General features: G+C 29.4%; 22 protein-coding genes. 8 read left to right on the forward strand and 14 right to left on the reverse strand.

The annotated features are described in order from the left end of the window. Positions 1-2: 2 nt before the first annotated feature. Together BTO18_RS12880 and BTO18_RS12885 are read left to right on the forward strand one after the other, a co-directional pair. Positions 3-644, forward strand: a complete 642-nt coding sequence (locus BTO18_RS12880; protein ID WP_105016611.1) for a hypothetical protein — start codon at positions 3-5, stop codon at positions 642-644. A 30-nt stretch (positions 645-674) separates the two neighbouring features. Next, positions 675-1,814 carry a cytochrome-c peroxidase gene (locus BTO18_RS12885; RefSeq protein WP_105016612.1) on the forward strand — a complete coding sequence of 380 codons (1,140 nt, stop codon included), beginning with the start codon at positions 675-677 and terminating at the stop codon, positions 1,812-1,814. Positions 1,815-1,816: 2 nt separating this feature from the next. Here BTO18_RS12885 and BTO18_RS12890 read toward each other — a convergent pair whose 3' ends face one another. The 3 genes from BTO18_RS12890 to amaB form a co-directional block, all read right to left on the reverse strand. Beyond that, positions 1,817-4,018 (reverse strand): xanthine dehydrogenase family protein molybdopterin-binding subunit, encoded by a 2,202-nt coding sequence (locus BTO18_RS12890; RefSeq protein ID WP_105016613.1) that lies wholly within the window; start codon positions 4,016-4,018, stop codon positions 1,817-1,819. A gap of 18 nt (positions 4,019-4,036) precedes the next feature. Continuing rightward, complete coding sequence (locus BTO18_RS12895) at positions 4,037-4,498, reverse strand: (2Fe-2S)-binding protein (RefSeq protein ID WP_105016614.1); 462 nt, start codon at positions 4,496-4,498, stop codon at positions 4,037-4,039. Positions 4,499-4,664: 166 nt separating this feature from the next. Beyond that, the gene (amaB, locus tag BTO18_RS12900) at positions 4,665-6,206 is read right to left on the reverse strand and encodes an L-piperidine-6-carboxylate dehydrogenase (protein ID WP_105016615.1); all 1,542 of its coding nucleotides are present in this window, start codon (positions 6,204-6,206) and stop codon (positions 4,665-4,667) included. 109 nt (positions 6,207-6,315) lie between these two features. On the opposite strand from amaB, the gene BTO18_RS12905 reads away from it, so the two are divergent. Further along, a complete protein-coding gene (locus tag BTO18_RS12905) occupies positions 6,316-7,383 on the forward strand; it encodes an isoaspartyl peptidase/L-asparaginase family protein (protein ID WP_105016616.1) in 1,068 nt (355 codons plus the stop codon). Here BTO18_RS12905 and BTO18_RS12910 read toward each other — a convergent pair. The 8 genes from BTO18_RS12910 to BTO18_RS12945 form a co-directional block, all read right to left on the reverse strand. Continuing rightward, entirely contained in the window at positions 7,371-7,718 is a 348-nt protein-coding gene (locus BTO18_RS12910) for a hypothetical protein (RefSeq protein ID WP_226789040.1), read from the reverse strand. The genes BTO18_RS12905 and BTO18_RS12910 overlap by 13 nt on opposite strands. 143 nt (positions 7,719-7,861) lie before the next feature. Beyond that, positions 7,862-9,148 (reverse strand): outer membrane beta-barrel protein, encoded by a 1,287-nt coding sequence (locus BTO18_RS12915; protein WP_105016617.1) that lies wholly within the window; start codon positions 9,146-9,148, stop codon positions 7,862-7,864. Next, positions 9,148-9,693, reverse strand: a complete 546-nt coding sequence (locus BTO18_RS12920; protein WP_317197602.1) for an RNA polymerase sigma factor — start codon at positions 9,691-9,693, stop codon at positions 9,148-9,150. Before BTO18_RS12920 ends, BTO18_RS12915 begins: the two co-directional genes overlap by 1 nt. After that, positions 9,689-10,093, reverse strand: a complete 405-nt coding sequence (locus tag BTO18_RS12925) for a hypothetical protein (protein ID WP_226789041.1) — start codon at positions 10,091-10,093, stop codon at positions 9,689-9,691. The genes BTO18_RS12920 and BTO18_RS12925 overlap by 5 nt, the downstream gene beginning before the upstream one ends. Before the next feature lie 4 nt (positions 10,094-10,097). After that, entirely contained in the window at positions 10,098-10,787 is a 690-nt protein-coding gene (locus tag BTO18_RS12930; RefSeq protein WP_105016620.1) for a hypothetical protein, read from the reverse strand. Between the two features lie 13 nt (positions 10,788-10,800). Beyond that, the gene (locus BTO18_RS12935; RefSeq protein WP_105016621.1) at positions 10,801-11,145 is read right to left on the reverse strand and encodes a DUF4377 domain-containing protein; all 345 of its coding nucleotides are present in this window, start codon (positions 11,143-11,145) and stop codon (positions 10,801-10,803) included. A gap of 2 nt (positions 11,146-11,147) precedes the next feature. After that, positions 11,148-11,579, reverse strand: coding sequence for a hypothetical protein (locus BTO18_RS12940; RefSeq protein WP_105016622.1), 432 nt, complete (start codon positions 11,577-11,579; stop codon positions 11,148-11,150). Continuing rightward, entirely contained in the window at positions 11,567-11,926 is a 360-nt protein-coding gene (locus tag BTO18_RS12945) for a DUF6970 domain-containing protein (RefSeq protein WP_105016623.1), read from the reverse strand. The genes BTO18_RS12940 and BTO18_RS12945 overlap by 13 nt, the downstream gene beginning before the upstream one ends. Before the next feature lie 77 nt (positions 11,927-12,003). Here BTO18_RS12945 and BTO18_RS12950 point away from each other — a divergent pair, with 77 nt between their 5' ends. The 4 genes from BTO18_RS12950 to BTO18_RS12965 all read left to right on the forward strand — a co-directional run bounded on the left by BTO18_RS12950 (position 12,004) and on the right by BTO18_RS12965 (position 14,507). Further along, positions 12,004-12,978, forward strand: coding sequence for a LuxE/PaaK family acyltransferase (locus BTO18_RS12950; protein ID WP_105016624.1), 975 nt, complete (start codon positions 12,004-12,006; stop codon positions 12,976-12,978). A 52-nt stretch (positions 12,979-13,030) separates the two neighbouring features. Continuing rightward, positions 13,031-13,486: a large conductance mechanosensitive channel protein MscL gene (gene mscL, locus BTO18_RS12955; protein ID WP_105016625.1), complete on the forward strand. Its 456-nt coding sequence runs from the start codon at positions 13,031-13,033 to the stop codon at positions 13,484-13,486. Between the two features lie 51 nt (positions 13,487-13,537). Further along, on the forward strand, positions 13,538-13,975 hold the full coding sequence (locus tag BTO18_RS12960; RefSeq protein WP_105016626.1) for a YHS domain-containing (seleno)protein: 438 nt from the start codon (positions 13,538-13,540) through the stop codon (positions 13,973-13,975). Positions 13,976-14,096: 121 nt separating this feature from the next. Beyond that, entirely contained in the window at positions 14,097-14,507 is a 411-nt protein-coding gene (locus BTO18_RS12965; protein WP_105016627.1) for a DUF3052 domain-containing protein, read from the forward strand. Positions 14,508-14,515: 8 nt separating this feature from the next. Here BTO18_RS12965 and BTO18_RS12970 read toward each other — a convergent pair whose 3' ends face one another. Both BTO18_RS12970 and tyrS read right to left on the reverse strand, forming a co-directional pair. Next, positions 14,516-15,178 (reverse strand): hypothetical protein, encoded by a 663-nt coding sequence (locus BTO18_RS12970; protein ID WP_105016628.1) that lies wholly within the window; start codon positions 15,176-15,178, stop codon positions 14,516-14,518. Positions 15,179-15,199: 21 nt separating this feature from the next. Continuing rightward, positions 15,200-16,492: a tyrosine--tRNA ligase gene (tyrS, locus tag BTO18_RS12975; RefSeq protein WP_105016629.1), complete on the reverse strand. Its 1,293-nt coding sequence runs from the start codon at positions 16,490-16,492 to the stop codon at positions 15,200-15,202. 180 nt (positions 16,493-16,672) lie between these two features. Between tyrS and BTO18_RS12980 the strand changes: the two genes are divergently transcribed. Continuing rightward, positions 16,673-17,677, forward strand: coding sequence for an NAD-dependent epimerase/dehydratase family protein (locus BTO18_RS12980; protein ID WP_105016630.1), 1,005 nt, complete (start codon positions 16,673-16,675; stop codon positions 17,675-17,677). Here the strand turns inward: BTO18_RS12980 and BTO18_RS12985 are convergent. Continuing rightward, positions 17,667-18,134: a DUF4296 domain-containing protein gene (locus BTO18_RS12985; protein ID WP_105016631.1), complete on the reverse strand. Its 468-nt coding sequence runs from the start codon at positions 18,132-18,134 to the stop codon at positions 17,667-17,669. The two genes, BTO18_RS12980 and BTO18_RS12985, sit on opposite strands and share 11 nt — an antisense overlap. Position 18,135: the final 1 nt, after the last annotated feature.

Here is an 18,135-nt window from a genome sequence, read left to right on the forward strand (position 1 = left end):
AGATGAAAAATAAAGTGTTCATTTTAGCTCTATTCATATCTATTTATGGGTTTGCTCAAAACAAAAATCATCAAGATTTACAAAAAATGTCCAAAGAAGAGTTAGCTTTTTTTTGGGAACGAAAGAAATTAAAAATTGATAGCTTATCTAAAATTGATTTTTTAAGTAGAAACTATAAGCATTTAGATAGTAATTTTAATATTTCAATTTCTAAAGAACTCTTTGATACAGCAGTTGAAAAATATAAATTTATAAGACCTAGAATAAGAAAATATAGAGATTCTCTAAGTGTTGTTTTAGCTTATGAACTTGATGATGAAGATGCATCAAGAATTGCCAAAATAAGAATTGGATACACTTGGTTACGTTTTGCATATCACATTTGGTTATCAGAAAAAGAATGTGAGAAAATTGGTAGAAATTTTGGATTTACACATCCTTACAGATTTAAAGAATTTTTAGTTGATGACACAAATAAAGAAAAAAGAAGACTAAATTTTATTGATGATTTAAAAAAACGAATGAAAAAAGAAAACAGCTACCAATTAGATACTTTTCCAAATACAAATAAGCTTTTAAATTTTGCCTTACTTGAAAACCCTATTCGTAAAAAAGCATTTAAAAAAAAACATAAAAAGCATTAATTCTTTTGTAAAGTTAAATTAATTAAAAAAATGAAATTAAAATATCTTTTAATATTACTAGGTGTCATTTTTTCTTGCAAAAAACAAGAAAATAAGTACACAGATATTTCTTATTTAAGAGAGGTTTATGCGCAAACAGACACTTCTAAATGGCCTGCTCCAGAACTAGATTCTTTGGTTGATAAAAGTACTTTTCAAGATATTGGCATTTTACCCAAAGTAAAATATCCAGAAAGTAATCCATTTTCTGCAGCTAAAAAAAACTTGGGTAAAGCATTATTTTTTGATGGACGTTTATCAAAAACAGGACAAATTGCTTGTGCAAGTTGTCATAATCCAGAATTGGCTTGGACAGATAACATAACTAGAAGTTTAGGGCATAATAGACAAAATAATGGACGAAATTCTATGACCATTAAAAATGTGGCTTTTGCACATACGCTTTTTTGGGATGGAAGAGCAAATAGTTTAGAGCATCAAGCTTCATTTCCAATATCAGATCCTAAAGAAATGAATACTGATAAAAATATAGCTGTAGAAAGAATAAGCAAAGTAAAAGGCTATAAACCAATGTTTGAAAAAGCATTTGGAGATAATGAAATAAATTTAGATAGAATTTTAAAAGCTATTGCAACTTACGAAAGAACAATAGTAAGTAGAGGTAGTAAATTTGATCGCTTTATAAAAGGAAAAAAAGAAGTATTTACAGATCAAGAGGTTTTAGGCTTACATTTATTTAGAACAAAAGCAAGATGCATTAATTGTCATAACACACCTTATTTTTCTGATAATCAATTTCATAATGATGGACAAACTTTATTTGGTACAAAAGATGAGGATTTTGGACGCTATAATGTTACAGGCGTAAAAGAAGATTTAGGAAGATTTAAAACATCAACATTAAGAGAGATTTCTAAAACTGGACCTTGGATGCATCATGGACATTTTCCATCACTTTTGGATGTTGTCGAATTTTACAATCTAGGAAATCCTTCTCCTATTCAAAAGAAATATTTGGGTATAGGTAGAGATTCTTTAATTCCTACAACTTCTCCATTATTACAAAAACTAAATCTTACAAGACCAGAAATTAAAGCAGTAATAGCATTTTTAGAAACACTATCTACAAGAACACAAAGAGTTAATTTAAAGGTAATACCTAAAGAATAACCCTAACCTAAAACAGAACTTTTCTTTAACTCATTAACAAAAGGTTGGCTATAGAGGCGTTTTCCTAGAGCTGCATGTATAGCATTAGCTATAGCACCACCTGCTGGTGGTAAACCTGGCTCTCCTAAACCTGTTGGTTTTTTATCATTTTGTACAAAATGAACATCTACTTTTGGAGTTTCTTGCATTCTTATTAAGCGATATTTATCAAAGTTTTTAAAATCTGGTTTTCCATCTTTAAAAGAAAAATCAGAATACATTGCGTGTCCAATTCCATCTAAAACTCCACCTTCAACTTGATTTTTTGCACCTGTTGGGTTTACTAAAATTCCACAGTCTACAACAGCAGTTACTTTTTTAATAATTGGATACCCATCTTTTAAAACTACTTCTGCAACTTCTGCAACATGTGTATTGTGACTGTAGTAAGCAGCAAAACCCTGATAAACTCCATTAGAAGCGTTACCCCAATTTGCTTTTTGCTTTACTAATTTAATAGTATCTTCCATTCGTTGTCCAGAATACTGAATTCTTTTATCAGAAGTTCCTTTTACGTTTTGTAGCAGTTCTAATATCAAATCAGTATGATCTATATTCAATTCTTGAGCAAGTTCACTAAAAAAGCTTTGTTCTGCAAAAGCTAAAAAATTGGTATAAGGAGCTCTCCAAGCACCTGTTGTAATATTACTTTTGTAATTACCTGTATCTACTTTATAATTAGGAATACATCCTGCAGGGAAAAAGTTTGGTATTAATCCATACATATTACTATTAATAGCAGCTTCTTTTAGATGATAACCTGTTACTTTTCCATCCTTTAAAGCAGCTTTAATTCTATATTTTATTGCTGGTCTATACGTACCAGCAGTCATATCATCTTCTCTAGAAAAAACCACCTTTACAGGTTTTTTTATAACGCTAGAAACTTCTGTAGCTTCTAGTAAAAAATCATTATACAATCTTCTACCAAAACCACCACCCATTCTGGTCATTTCTATATTTATCTGTTCTGGTTTAACCTTGTAAGCTGCAGCTATTAAACCAGCTGCCCATTGTGGAGTTTGTGTTGGTCCTACTAAATGAATTTTATCTGCAGTAACATCAGCATAAAAATTCATAGGTTCCATACAATTATGAGGTAAAAAAGGTGAATGATAGGTTCTTTCTATTACTTTATCTGCAGAGGCAAAAGCTTTTTTTACATTACCATCTTCTCTTCTCGTATTAAAATTTTTACCATCTAAAATATCAGTTAAATTTTTATCATGATCTTGTGTAGATTCTAATTTCTCATCTTCCCATTCAATAATTAAAGCTTTTTTACCTTTCATTGCAGCCCAAGTATTTGTGGCTATTACTGCAACTTTATCTGTAATTCTTGTAAAACCGCTAGCTTGTTTTTCTATTGCTTTAAGTTTTTCTCCAAAACGAATTACGTCTAGGACTCCATTAACTTGTTTTGCTTTAGTGGCATCAAATGATTTTAGTTTTTTACCAAATGATGGAGGTCTTACAACAGAAGCATAAACCATCCCTTCAGATTTATAATCTAAACCAAACAAAGGTTTACCTGTGATGATTTTATCTATATCTACATTAATTACGTCCTTACCAATTATTGTAAAATCTTTTACATCTTTTAATTTTACGTTTTCTGGCACTTCTAAACCAGCTGCTTCTTTAACCACATCTCCATAACCCAATGTATCTCCATTTACATTTGTTATTACTCCTTTTGAAGCTGTACATGTAGATGCATCTACATTCCATTTAACAGCAGCAGCGTTAATTAGCATTTGTTTTGCTGTGGCTCCTGTTTGTCTTAATGCTTCCCATCCTTGACGAATAGATTGGCTACCTCCTGCTACTTGTCTTGAGTATTTTTTGGTATCTAATGGGGCTTGTGCTACATTCACTTTATCCCATTCAACATCTAATTCTTCAGCAATAATCATTGGCATTGATGTTTTTACACCTTGACCAATTTCTGGGTTTGGAGAAAAAATAGTAACATACCCTTCATCAGAAATTTTAATAAATGCATTAAAATCGTTGAAGTTTAAGCTAGCAATATCTACTGGCATTTTTGCTTCAGCTTTACAAGCTGTTAAAAAATTGAAGCCTATTAACATTCCACCACTTGCTAAAACTGATGTTTTTAAGAAATTTCTTCTACTAAAATTCGTGTTTATTTGAGATTTCATTTTTACAGTTTTTATGGATTATGATAATTTTTCGGCTGCTATTTTCACTGCTTTTTCAATTCTGTTGTAAGAGGCACATCTGCAAATATTACCATGCATAGCTTCTCTAATTTCCTCTGTTGTAGGATTTTTATTTTCTGCTAGAAAAGCTGATGCCGTCATTATTTGTCCTGATTGACAATATCCACATTGTGGAACATCAATTTCTTTCCATGCTTCTTGTACAGGATGTTTACCATCATCAGACAAACCTTCTATAGTGGTTATTTTTACATCATCTAAAATAGAAACTTGCATTTGGCAACTTTTTGTAGCTACTCCATCAATATGTACTGTACAAGCTCCACATTGTGCAATTCCACAACCAAACTTTGTACCTACCATATTTAATTCATCTCTTAAAATCCATAATAATGGAGTGTCTGCATCTGCTGTAACAGATTTTTCTTGTCCGTTAATGTGTAGTGTGTAGTTTGGCATTGAAGTAGTTTTTGAATTGAACTTGTAAGTTACAAAAAATACTTATTGGATAAAATTGATAGTAAAAATTGAGTTTATTTTAACAGTAATTAAGTTAATAACTATGCTGTAAAGAGAAAAAGCTAACTTATTTTAAGTTAGCTTTTCTTATAATTTGGATACGTGTCTACAAATCAAATTTGATACCTTGTGCTAAAGGTAAATCTGTTGTATAGTTTATGGTATTGGTTTGCCTACGCATGTAAATTTTCCAAGCATCAGAGCCAGATTCACGACCACCACCAGTTTCTTTTTCACCTCCAAAAGCACCACCAATTTCTGCACCAGAAGTACCAATATTCACATTGGCAATTCCACAATCAGAACCAGCAACAGACAAGAAAGCTTCTGCTTCTCTTAAATTATTGGTCATAATTGCTGATGATAAACCTTGAGCAACGTTATTCTGAATTTCAATAGCATTCGTAACATCACCAGAATATTTTAATAAGTATAAAACAGGTGCAAACGTTTCATGTTGCACAATTTCAAAATTGTTGTTAGCTTCCGCTATTGCTGGTTTTACATAACAACCAGATTCATAACCATCACCTGATAAGACTCCACCTTCAACAATTATTTTTCCACCTTCTGCAACTACTTTTTCAAGAGCTTTATTATACATAGCAACTGCATCTGTATCAATTAATGGACCAACATGATTGTTTTCATCTAAAGGATTTCCGATTCGTAATTGTTTATAAGCGTCTACAATAGCATTTTTAACTTTGTCATAAATAGATTCGTGTATAATTAATCTTCTTGTAGAAGTACATCTTTGTCCACAAGTACCTACTGCTCCAAAAACAGCACCGATTACTGTCATTTTTAAATCAGAATCTTGAGTAACAATAATTGCATTATTTCCACCCAATTCTAATAAAGATTTTCCTAACCTGCCAGCAACTTCTTTAGCAACAATTTTACCCATTCTTGTAGAGCCTGTTGCTGATACTAATGGAATTCTTGTGTCTTTGGTCATAAATTCACCAACTTTATAATCTCCATTGATTAAACAAGAAATACCTTCAGGCAAATTATTTTCTGCTAAAACTTCTGCGATAATATTTTGACAAGCCACACCACACATAGGTGTTTTTTCACTAGGTTTCCAAACACAAACATCACCACAAATCCAAGCCAAAGCTGTGTTCCAAGACCATACAGCAACTGGAAAGTTAAATGCAGAAATAATACCTACAATTCCTAAAGGATGGTATTGCTCATACATTCTATGTCTTGGTCTTTCACTATGCATGGTTAACCCATGTAATTGACGAGATAAACCCACAGCAAAGTCACAGATATCTATCATTTCTTGCACTTCTCCTAATCCTTCTTGATAGCTTTTTCCCATTTCATAAGAAACCAATTTTCCCAACGCTTCTTTTTTCTCACGTAATTTTTCTCCAAACTGACGTACAATCTCGCCTCTTAATGGAGCAGGTTTTGTTCTCCAAGTTTTAAAAGCTTCTGTTGCAGCTTGCATCACTTTTTCATAATCTGCTTTTGTTGTTGTTTTAACTTTACCAATTAACTTACCATCAACAGGAGAATAGCTTTCAATTATTTTTCCAGAAGAAAAATTTTGATTTCCAGTAGATGTTCCTTCGTTTGTTTCTTGTAAGCCTAATTCTTTTAATGCTTTACCTATTCCAAAATCGGTCATTTTGTAGTCTAGTTTTTGTTGTTTACATTCGAAGAACGAATTTACAAATAAATTAAGACATATATAAAATTAACAAAAACAATGTTTATTGTTTAAAATTAAACAAAAAATGAAAAATTTAGCGATTGCATTAGTATCATCTTTACTTTTTTTTGGTTGTAACACAAACTCAAATCAAAATTCTGATACAAATATTACCAAACTACAAAACAAAAAAGTAAATGATTTTGCAATTATTATCCATGGAGGAGCAGGTACTATTTTAAAGAAAAATATGACTCCAGAAAAAGAGGCTGCTTATGAAGCAAAATTAAGTGAAGCTATAAAAGTTGGACATACTATTCTTAAAAATGGAGGTACAAGCCAAGAAGCTGTAATGAAAACGATTCAAGTTATGGAAGAATCTCCATTATTTAATGCAGGTAAAGGTGCCGTTTTTACTCATGAAGAAACCAATGAATTAGATGCTTCTTTTATGGATGGAAAAACATTAAATGCGGGAGCAGTTGCAGGCGTAAAGAATGTAAAAAGCCCCATAGAATTGGCTATAAAAGTGATGACAGATTCTGATCATGTGATGCTTTCTGGTGAAGGTGCATCAACCTTTGCGAAAGAAAAAGGATTGGAGATTGTTGATCCTAGTTATTTTTATACAGAAAGACGTTTTAAATCCTTACAAAGAATTAAAGATAGAGCTAAAACAGAGCTAGATCATGATGATAAAAAAGCTGCTTTTTATGATGCTGACATTAAAAATGCAAAATTTGGCACAGTAGGTTGTGTAGCTTTAGATAAACATGGAAATATTGCTGCAGGAACATCAACAGGAGGAATGACAAATAAAAGATGGGGAAGAATTGGTGATGCACCAATTATTGGTTCAGGAACGTATGCCAATAACAAAACTTGTGGAGTTTCTTCTACAGGTTGGGGTGAGTATTTTATAAGAAGCCAAGTTGCTTATGATATTTCTGCACAAATGGAATATCAACAAAAAACCTTAAAAGAAGCCACTAAAGATGTAATACAAAACAAGCTTACTAAACTTGGAGGAACAGGAGGTGTAGTTGCTCTAGATAAAAATGGCAATATATCTTACGAGTTTAATACAGCTGGAATGTACAGAGCTTCTATGAATGATAAGGGTGAATTAGATGTAAAAATTTATAAAGAATAAGAAAGCCATTTTTCTGGAAGAGGCTTTAAATCTACTTCTACTTTTTTAGATTTCTTTTTTTTGTAAAGACCTAATTTAGAAATCTTGATTACAGAAAGATTGATATTATTCTTTTTATTGATTAGTTTTAATGTTTCAGTCATAGACCTTTTTGCACATAAAACTAAACTATTCATCATCGAATTTGATTCAATAGACAAATCATATAAATCTACATAATATTTAGGCAGATTATCTTCGTAAACAATGTATTGAGAAGATTTTCTTTTAGGAATTTCTAATATGGTTTTTGTTCCACTAAAAGTCCTGTATGTAGTTTCAAAAAGTTTCATCATGTAACTCATAAAATTTAATTTTTCAAGCAATTATCAAGGAAACTATAAACAAAAATCAAAAAAGTTATACGAAGGTAAGATTGTTTTTAAGTTATGCTATATTAATTTCGGTAAATGGTATGCTATAATCGTTAAAAGGATTCTTAAAATTGATATCTAATGCCAGTATAAACGCCAATATTATAAGGAGCAAAACCATTAGAATTAGCATCAAATGTGTTTAACTGTACTTTAAGCATAGGGTTTAAATGTAAAGACCAGTTTTGATTAAATAGGTAATTGAAATCTAAACCTAAATTACCACTAAAATTAATAGTATTAAGATTGTTAGATTCCCCTTTTCTATTAAGGCTTTGAGAAGTAAGATTTATATCATTTGCATTCAAAAAAAGTGAGCTAAAACCAGTTACTAAATGAGAAGAAAATCTTTTTTTATTAAAAAAATTATATTTTACTTCAAGAGGAATCTCTATATAACCAAAATTTTGAGTTAAAGTACTTCCAGAGCCAATAGCATTACTTATAGAGTTTGAATCTAGGCTTAAGTTTTGTATAAAGGTCTCATCAAAAGAAGTAGAGTTTCCATCTGTAAAATTAACAGTACTTGATGAGTTTCGATTTGATATAAATACAGCTACACCATTATTTGAGTACCTCATCTCTTGTAAATGTACTCCAGATTGAATCGTCCATTTTTCATTAATTTGATACGCTATTTGAACACCATAAGAATAACTGTTTTCTCCTTTTGTAGAATTTGCTAAATTGGTGTCAATAGGAGAAGATTCTGTAAAAGAATTAGACTGTAATACTGCAAAAACAGGTGCAATTGACCAATTTTTATTATTTTTTGGTTTACTATCTTCCTTTTTTTCAATAACTGAATTAAAATCAATATTATTATTATCGGTTTTTTGAGCTAATAATTTAGGAAACAATAGTAATTCATCACTTTTTAATGATTTAGCATGTATTTGAAAATCAATTTGATTTAGCATTATATAGTTAGCATAATTTTTTTTAGAAAAATTAATACTATTTTGCTCTTTAACAATTGGTAAATTTTCTTTCTCTACACTATTTTCCTCTTTTTTTGAAATAAGGATATTATTTTTTTCTTTTCGTTGAGAATTAATATGCTCGTTTTTACCATCAATCAAATTATTATTAATCTTTTCTTTTTCAGGTGTTTTTGTTATGATAAGTTCATTGGTGTTTTTATTTGTAATAACCTCACTATCACTAGAAGGAAAAAATAATAAACTAAGAATCAAGATAGCAGCAACTGAACCCGAAAACCACCAAAAAGGGAAAACTTTACGTTTCTTCTTTTTTAGGTTTCCTTCGATATTGTTCCATACTTTCTCATTTGGAGTAACCTCCAAATTATTGAGTTGTTGAAATAATTTATCTATTTTTTTACTATCCATTAATTGCTATTTCTTTCTTTATAATTTTCTAATTTTTGTCTAACTATTTTTCTAGCTCTAGATAAGTTAGATTTTGATGTACCTTCAGAAATATTTAATAATTCAGCAATTTCTTTATGAGAATACTCATCTAAAACATATAAGTTGAAAACCAAACGATATCTGTCAGGTAATTTTTGAATACACTCTAACAACACATCTATACTAAAAGAGAAATCATCGATATTTATATCTTCATCTGCATTATTAGGAACCTCACCAACTAACTCTAAAGGCATTTTATTTCTATATTTTTGAATAGTAGTATGTATTGTTATCCGCTTTAACCATCCTTCAAAAGAACCCTTGAATTTATATTGTTGAATTTTACTGAAAATTATTAAAAAACTATCTTGTAAATTATCTTCTGCATCTTGATAATTTCTAGAATATTTTAAACAAACAGCAAAAAGCTTATCAGCAAAAAGTTGATAAACTTTAGATTGAGCTTCTAAATTTTGCTCACAACATTTTTGTATAAGTTCTTTATGCTTGATGTTTTTAATTTACTGGCACTACAACTTCTTCAAAAATATTTTCTCCATTACTATCTGTTCCTTTCCAAAATTTAAACAGATAATCTTGTCTTTGAATTGGAGTAACTATTAAGTCAAATATACCTTCAGTAACCACATCTGTACAAGTCTCATCTAACATAACAAATGCTCTAACAGCAACTATTCTTGCAGTATCTTGATATTGGTAATAAATATTATCAAAAGAATAGCAACCATTTGTTAATGAGTACTTTACCTTAATGGTATCTTGCTGTCCAAAAGTAAAAGAAGTAGGCACTATATAGTCGTCTACGGTTAAAAGTTCGTATCTGAAGTTAGGTTGATCATTATCTACTGAACATGCATAAAATAAGAGTAAACCAAAAATAAATAATAATACTTTTTTCATAATTTTAATAATTTAAGATAGGAAATCTATTGTTACAAGTTACACTTTTAGGAGGATTTACAATAGCACAATTAGATATAATCCCCCATTTAATATTAAATTCTTTTTCCGCTTTTGTATAAGCTTCAATTTTTTCGAAAAACAAGGTTGTGTTTATATTTTTAGAATATGGAATATAGCCTTGAGGACCTCCACAGGCTTTTGATCCATAAGCAGTAAAAGCCCAATCATTACTATTATTGCAAGTTATGTATGCCATATTTTCTATTTCACTAAATAAATCCATTAAAGCTCTGTGTTCTTTTTCTTGTTCAGAAAGTTCTCTTTTTACAATTAGTTTTTTTTCAGAAAGTTCTACAATTCTCCATTGAAAAAAACTAGGGTAAGAATTTGTACTAATTTGAACTAGACTTTCATTTAGTTCAAAATTACCTTCAACATTAAAAAAAGTTAAAGGAGGCGTACCACAGAAGCCAGATGTTCTTTCTAAAAAAGAACCATCTTGCTTAAATGAGATTCCATAGGCTTCATCTGGTAGAGAACCACTTCTTTCAAAAGTTGTAGTTTCTCCATCATAAATAGGTGCTACCCAATTACCAAGTAATAAATTATCTTGATCTATGCTTACATCATTATTTTCGCAAGATGATATAAGAAGAACAAGAGCTAAAAGTAAGTGAATTTTAAATTTCATAGTTTTCTGATGTTTAGTTGGGTAAATTTTCTGATGTTTTTTTAATTTTTGAGGTAATAGAGACCAAGGTTGTTTCAATTGAAGATGCATCTTGTGGAGGGTTTTCAATTTCTCTTTGAGCTATTATTATTTCATATTCAAAACCTTCTTCATAAGTAAACCCAGTAATAGTATCATAAAAATAGTTCCAATCTTGTTGATTCTTATCTTTTATTAATAAACATTTTTGAGAAACAAAACCTATACAATCTACTGTTTTTGATGCTACAGTTATTGTTTTTTGTGATGCCAAAGTGTTATCATCATCACAAGACATTGTTGTAAGGCAAATTAAAAAAACAGTAAATAATTTCTTCATCTTTATTTATAATTTATTTGAGAATTCCAACCTTCTAAATTCAAATTGACTTCAGAAAAACCCTTTTTTAAAATTGATATATCAAACGTAAATTCTTTTTCAAATACAGCTAAACAAGCTTCTTTGTTATTAAAAGATAACTTTATATTTCTTTGAACAGGATTTGATTCTAAAATCTCATTTGCGTCAACTAAAAGAGCTTTCCAAGAGTTTCCATCACAACCACTACTGCTTATTTTAATAGTAAGTGTGTTTTCATTTAATTTTACATCTGTAATTGTATAATTGTTTGTTAAGGTTTCTTTATAAAGGTCATTATTTATAATAACTGATTCATCTTCTGAAATAATAGCATCGTCTTTCTCATCACAAGAAATGAATAAAAAAACGGATGCTATCAGAATTAAAAGATTTTTCAAGTTCAATTTTCCCATAATATTTTTTCGTTTATAGCTTCTTTTTCAAAATCAGAACAAGTATTTAACCCTGCTATTCCACCAAATTCACATATAACTTCTTTATCACAGTTATAAACTGTTACTAAATTATCCGAACAATCATCACAACTGTTTATTAAAAAAACAGTTTCATTCTTATAGTCATACTGAATAATTTTCTTTTTTGAAACAGATGTACTTTGTTCAAAACTAGTTTTTATTTCTTTTAACCAAGCCAAATCTTCAATAGGTACTTCCACATTACAATCTGATTCTATGAAAGCCGTATTTGCAGGACAAGATGTTAGAAAAATAACAGAAAAAAACATCAAAAATGTCTTCATAAGTTATCACTTTTTATTTTTAAGATGTAAAAATTCTAAAAAGGTTGCGTTTAATAATAGTATTTTTGTTAAAATTTATGAGAAAACAAATTTTTAACATAGAATCTAATACTGACTTCACAAAAACAGCTCTACAAGTATTTGATTATCAGTTTAAAAGAAATCGTGTTTATCGTTCTTTTTGTGATTTATTGTACAAACATCCATCAGATATTTCTACTATTGAAGATATTCCGTTTTTACCAATTCAGTTTTTTAAAAGTAGAAAAATTGTTTCTTCAATAGATGAGGTTGACGAAGTTTTTACAAGTTCTGGTACAACAGGAAGCACTACTAGCAAACACTTTGTTACAGATATCAACCTTTATAAAGATAGTTATTTAAAAGGATTTTCTCATTTTTATGGCAATATACAAGACTATGTAGTATTGGCTTTGTTGCCCAATTACTTAGAGAGAAAAGGATCTTCTTTGGTTTTTATGGTGGATGATCTCATCCAAAAAACGAATAATTCTGATAGCGGATTTTATTTGAATAATTTGGATGAACTTGCTGAAAAACTTGTAAAACTAGAGCATGAAAACCAAAAAGTATTACTCATAGGAGTTTCTTTTGCGTTGTTGGATTTAGTTGAAAAACAACAATTTAACCTAAAAAACACCATAGTTATGGAAACAGGAGGAATGAAAGGCAGAAGAAAAGAGTTGGTTAGAGAAGAGTTGCATAAAATTTTACAAAACGGATTTGGAGTCAATCAAATTCATTCAGAATATGGTATGACAGAATTGTTAAGTCAAGCCTATTCAAAAGGAAATGGTGTTTTTGAAACTCCACCTTGGATGAAAATTCTAACCAGAGATACAGAAGATGCTTTAACTATTTTACCAAAAGAAAAAAATGGTGGAATTAATGTAATTGATTTAGCAAATTATAATTCTTGTAGCTTCATTGCTACACAAGATTTAGGAAAAGTGCATAAAAATAATACTTTTGAGATTATTGGACGTTTTGACAATTCTGATATAAGAGGTTGTAATCTGATGGTTTTGTAGATTAGAAGAGAGAATAAAGAAAATAGAACAAAGACTAAAAAAAGATTTGAAGATGAAATTTAAATTATTACAAGAATTTAAAGATTTTGCTGTAAAAGGCAATATGATTGATATTGCTATTGGTGTAATTGTAGGTACAGCTTTTAACAAAGTTGTAAATATATTAGTGAAAGAGATTTTAATGCCACCTTTATCTATAATGACAAGTGGATCAAATTGGGAAAATAAAAAAATTATTCTCCAAGAAGCTATTTCTGCAGATGGAAAGCCTAAAGTTGAAGAAATAGCCATTGGTTATGGTAAATTAATTGAAGCAGGAGTTGATTTTTTAGTAATTGCTTTTACAGTTTTCTTGGTGGTAAAAGTGATGAATTCTATGAAGAAAAAAGCTGAAGACCCTAAAAACAATACGGTTTCTACACCAAAAAATATTGAGTTGATGAATAAAACCAATGAGCTTTTAGAAAAACAAAATGAATATTTAGAGAAACTTCTCTCAAAAAAGTAGTCGCTTCTGTAATATTTAAGAATTTCATCGACCAAAGTAAAAACAAAATCGATGAAAAAATTTATAACAATTTTATTAGTAATAGTAACTACTACTTTTTACGCTCAAGATTATAATACAAAAAAAGGATACATAGCAGAAGGCTATGATGTTGTAGCTTATTTTAGCAATAAAGCACTAAAAGGAGATAAGAAATTTAAAACTGAATTTGAAGGAGTTAAATACAAATTTACATCTCAAGAAAACCTAGAAACTTTTACTAAAAATCCTAAAAAATATATTCCACAATATGGAGGTTATTGTGCTTATGCCATTGGCAAAAAAGGCAAAAAAGTTTCTATAGACCCTAAAACTTTCGAGATTAGAGAAGGAAAATTGTATTTGTTTTACAATTCTTGGGGAACAAATACGTTAGAGTTATGGACGAAAGAAGGAGCAGAAAAATTAAAAAACGAAGCTGATAAAAATTGGATTAAAATACATCAATAGCTTTTATTGATTATTGTTGTTGGGGGACAACAAGGAGAACTGTCTGAAAAGAAATGTTATTTTTTCAGGCAGTTTCTTTTTTATAAAATCTTATATTTAAGAATTCGTAATAGTACTTTTTATGGCTCGATATTCAAAAACACCATTATCAAAAAAACTGGGTATTAAAGAAAACTTTTTAATTCAAGTATATAATTTGCCAAAAAACTATTTAGCTTTCTTTCTAGATTTTCCTAATGGTGTCATTATTTCTGATGATAATCAGCCAAAAGAAACGTTAGACTTTATTCATATTTTTGGTACTACTGAAGATGAAGTAACAAAGGCTTTTAAAAAATCAAAACCAACATTAAAAAAGAATGGAATTTTATGGATTAGTTGGCCAAAAAAATCTTCAAAACTATCATCAGAAATAGATAAAGAGTTTGTTAGAAACTATGGCTTAAGTAATGATTTAGTGGATGTAAAAGTCTCGGCTATAGATGATGATTGGAGTGCACACAAATTTGTGTATAGAATTGAGGATAGGTAAATATCAAATTAATATAACTCTGCATCTTTTGTGAGTAGCTTTTTATCTAAATCTAAATAATCAGAAAATAAATCAATTATTATTGTGTCAATTTCTTTTTTGTTAAATGTTTTTTTATTTCTTCTCGCGTTTAAGTAATTTTCTTTTTTAGTTTTATAAATTAAATCCTTTATAGTTTTCACGTTTAAAGTATTTGCAGTTTTATAAGCAAATACAAATGAAAATAAAGCTATTATAATTCCTAAAACTCCAATCTTCCAAGAAAAGAAAAGTGTAATGAAAAACACAAAAAATAAACAGGAAATTCCATTAATTGTAGATTGTTTTGGAGAAAGAATAGATAATTGAAAACCTAAATTTTTTTCTAGTTTTTTTATATTCCTTCTTCTTCTTTTTTTTGGGAATAAAGTTTCTAGATTTATATCTTGATTAATTTGATCTTTATTTATTATTGTTGTTTCAGAAATAGCTTTTCGAAGTTTATAAAAAGCTTGTTGAGATGTACAGTCATCACTATTTTTTAAATCGATTTTCATTTTAAAAGCATAACATAAATCTCCAAAAGTTTTAACCTCTTTTAGTTCATTATTTTCAAATTGAATCTGAAATGATTTTTCAATTTTTACAATTACATCTTCAATATCTTCTATGTGTATGTTTTTTAATTTCATAGAATGCTTATCTTATAAAATTTACTCAACAATCAACAAAAAATAACTCTTTTTACCACGTTGTAAAAGCACGTATTTATTGGCGATTAAATCATCATCAGTAATTACAAAATCATCTTTTACTTTTTCTTTGTTTACAGAAATAGCGTTTTCTTTTAAGGCTCTACGTGCGTCTCCATTTGATTTTAGAAAGTTTGTTTTTGCAGATAATGCTCCAATCATATCTAATCCTTCAGAAAATTCATCAGTAGAAATTGTAGCTTGAGGAACTCCGTCAAAAACATCTAAAAATGTTTGTTCATCTAACGATTTTAAATCGTCAGCAGTAGATTTTCCAAACAAAATATTAGAAGCTGCAATTGCTTTTTCGTATTCTTCTTTTCCATGAACCAAAACAGTTACTTCTTCTCCTAAACGTTTTTGTAAAATTCGTGTATGTGGTGCCTCTTTGTGTTCAACAACCAAAGCATCAATAGTTTCTCTATCTAAAAAAGTAAATATTTTGATATACTTTTCTGCATCTTCATCAGACGTATTTAACCAATATTGGTAAAACTTGTAAGCAGAGGTTCTTTTAGCATCTAACCAAACATTGCCTCCTTCAGATTTCCCAAATTTTGATCCATCAGATTTTGTAATTAATGGGCAAGTAATGGCATATCCTTTTCCACCACCAATTCTTCTAATTAATTCAGTACCAGTTGTAATATTTCCCCATTGATCAGAACCACCCATTTGAATTGTGGTTGCATTTTCTCTAAATAAATGTAAAAAATCATAACCTTGCACCATTTGATAGGTAAACTCTGTAAAAGACATACCTTCTTTAGATTCAGCCCCAATTCTGTTTTTTACAGAATCTTTAGCCATCATGTAATTTACGGTAATGTGTTTACCAACATCTCTAATAAATTCTAGGAAAGAAATATCTTTCATCCAATCGTAATTATTTACTAAAATTGCAGCATTATCAGCATCTGAAGTGAAGTCTAAAAAATGACCTAATTGGGCTTTAACACATTTTTGATTATGACGTAAAGTTTTTTCATCCAATAGATTACGTTCAGAAGATTTACCTGAAGGATCACCAATCATACCAGTTGCACCACCAACTAAAGCAATGGGTCTGTGTCCACATCTTTGATAATGAGCTAATAACATAATTGGCACTAAATTACCAATATGTAAAGAATCTGCAGTTGGGTCAAAACCAACATAAGCACTTCGCATTTCTTCTAAAAGATGTTCTTCAGTTCCTGGCATGCTGTCATGTAGCATTCCTCTCCATTGTAATTCTTCAATAAAATTCTTCATTGTATAAACTCGATAAGATTATATAAATTATAAATGTCATTTTGAGCGGAGTCGAAAAATCTCAAATACTTTATAGATTTCTCCATTTCAGTCGAAATGACAAGATATTTTCAAAAAATAAATTAGTTTTAAAAAGCAACAAAGATAAACTTATCAACCAAAAAATCATAAATTAGCAGTATGATTTTAGTTACTGGAGGTACTGGTTTAGTAGGTTCTCATTTATTGTATCATTTAACCTTACAGAATGATAAAATTAGAGCTATTTATAGAATACAATCTTCTTTAGACAAGGTAAAACAAGTTTTTTCTTTTTATACTTCTGATGCTACTTTATTTGATAAAATTGAGTGGTTTTTGGCTGACATTACTCAAGTCCCTGCTATGATTCCTGCTTTTGAAGGGGTAAAATATGTATATCATTGTGCTGCATTTATTTCTTTTAATTCAAAAGATTACATAGAAATGCGAAAAGTTAATATTCATGGAACAGCAATAGTTGTCAACCTAGCTATTGATGCTAAAATTGAGAAACTTTGTTTTGTAAGTTCAATTGCTGCTGTTGGTGATGCTAAAGTTGGTAGTGAAATAATTGATGAAGATTGCGAATGGAATAAAGAGTTAGATAATAGTGGTTATTCTATCACAAAATTTGGTGCAGAAATGGAAGTTTGGAGAGCCAGCCAAGAAGGAGTAAATGTTATTATTGTGAATCCTGGGGTAATTTTAGGGAGTGGTTTTTGGAATTCTGGTTCTGGAAGATTATTCAGTCAAGTCTATACTGGTTTTAAATATTATACAGAAGGAATTACTGGTTTTGTTGCTGTGCAAGATGTTGTAAAACCAATGATTGAATTGATGCAATCTGAAATTAAAAATGAACGTTTTATTTTGGTTTCAGAAAATAAATCATTCAAAGATATTTTCTTTTTAATTGCGGATGCTTTTGGTAAAAAAAGACCGTCAAAAAAAATAAAATCTTGGCAAACTGCTATTTTTTGGAGAATTGCTTGGCTTTTATCAAAAATAACGAGGAAAGCACCATTATTAAGCAAATATTCTGCTAGAAGTGCACATACTGTTTCTAAATATTCTTCAAAGAAAATTCAAAAAGAATTAAAATACGGGTTTGAATCTATCGAAAAATCAATTGAGAGAGTCTGTAAAAACTACCCTAAAGATTAGGTTTTGCAACAGTATCTAATGTTTTAAGGTTTTTATCTATAATTTTATGAAGACTGTCTATATTAAGTTTTTTACTCTTTAATTTTTTAATAGAATCTCTTCGTAATGAATCTTGTTTGTTTCTAATGTCTTCATAATATTTTTTTAGGGTTTCTAGCCCTTTTTTAGAATTTTCAAGAATTTCTTTGTATTCATCTATTCTAGACATATAGTACAAATTGCTGGCTTTAAAACGAACGCTATCTATTTTGTATTTATCGAACACAAAAGCCATGTAATTTACATTTTTCTCTAGATTGTTATTTTTAAAAAATTGACTAGAAGTAGCAATTTGCATATCTTGTAATAAAATACGCATCGTATCTTTTGGTATTAAATCTTCAGGAGCTTTTAGAATTGTGTTACTGGTACAAGAGCAGATTAATAGAATGCTTAAAAAGTAAAATCCTTTTTTCATT

This window comes from Polaribacter porphyrae (genome assembly GCF_002954685.1).
Taxonomy (GTDB): Bacteria; Bacteroidota; Bacteroidia; order Flavobacteriales; family Flavobacteriaceae; genus Polaribacter; species Polaribacter porphyrae.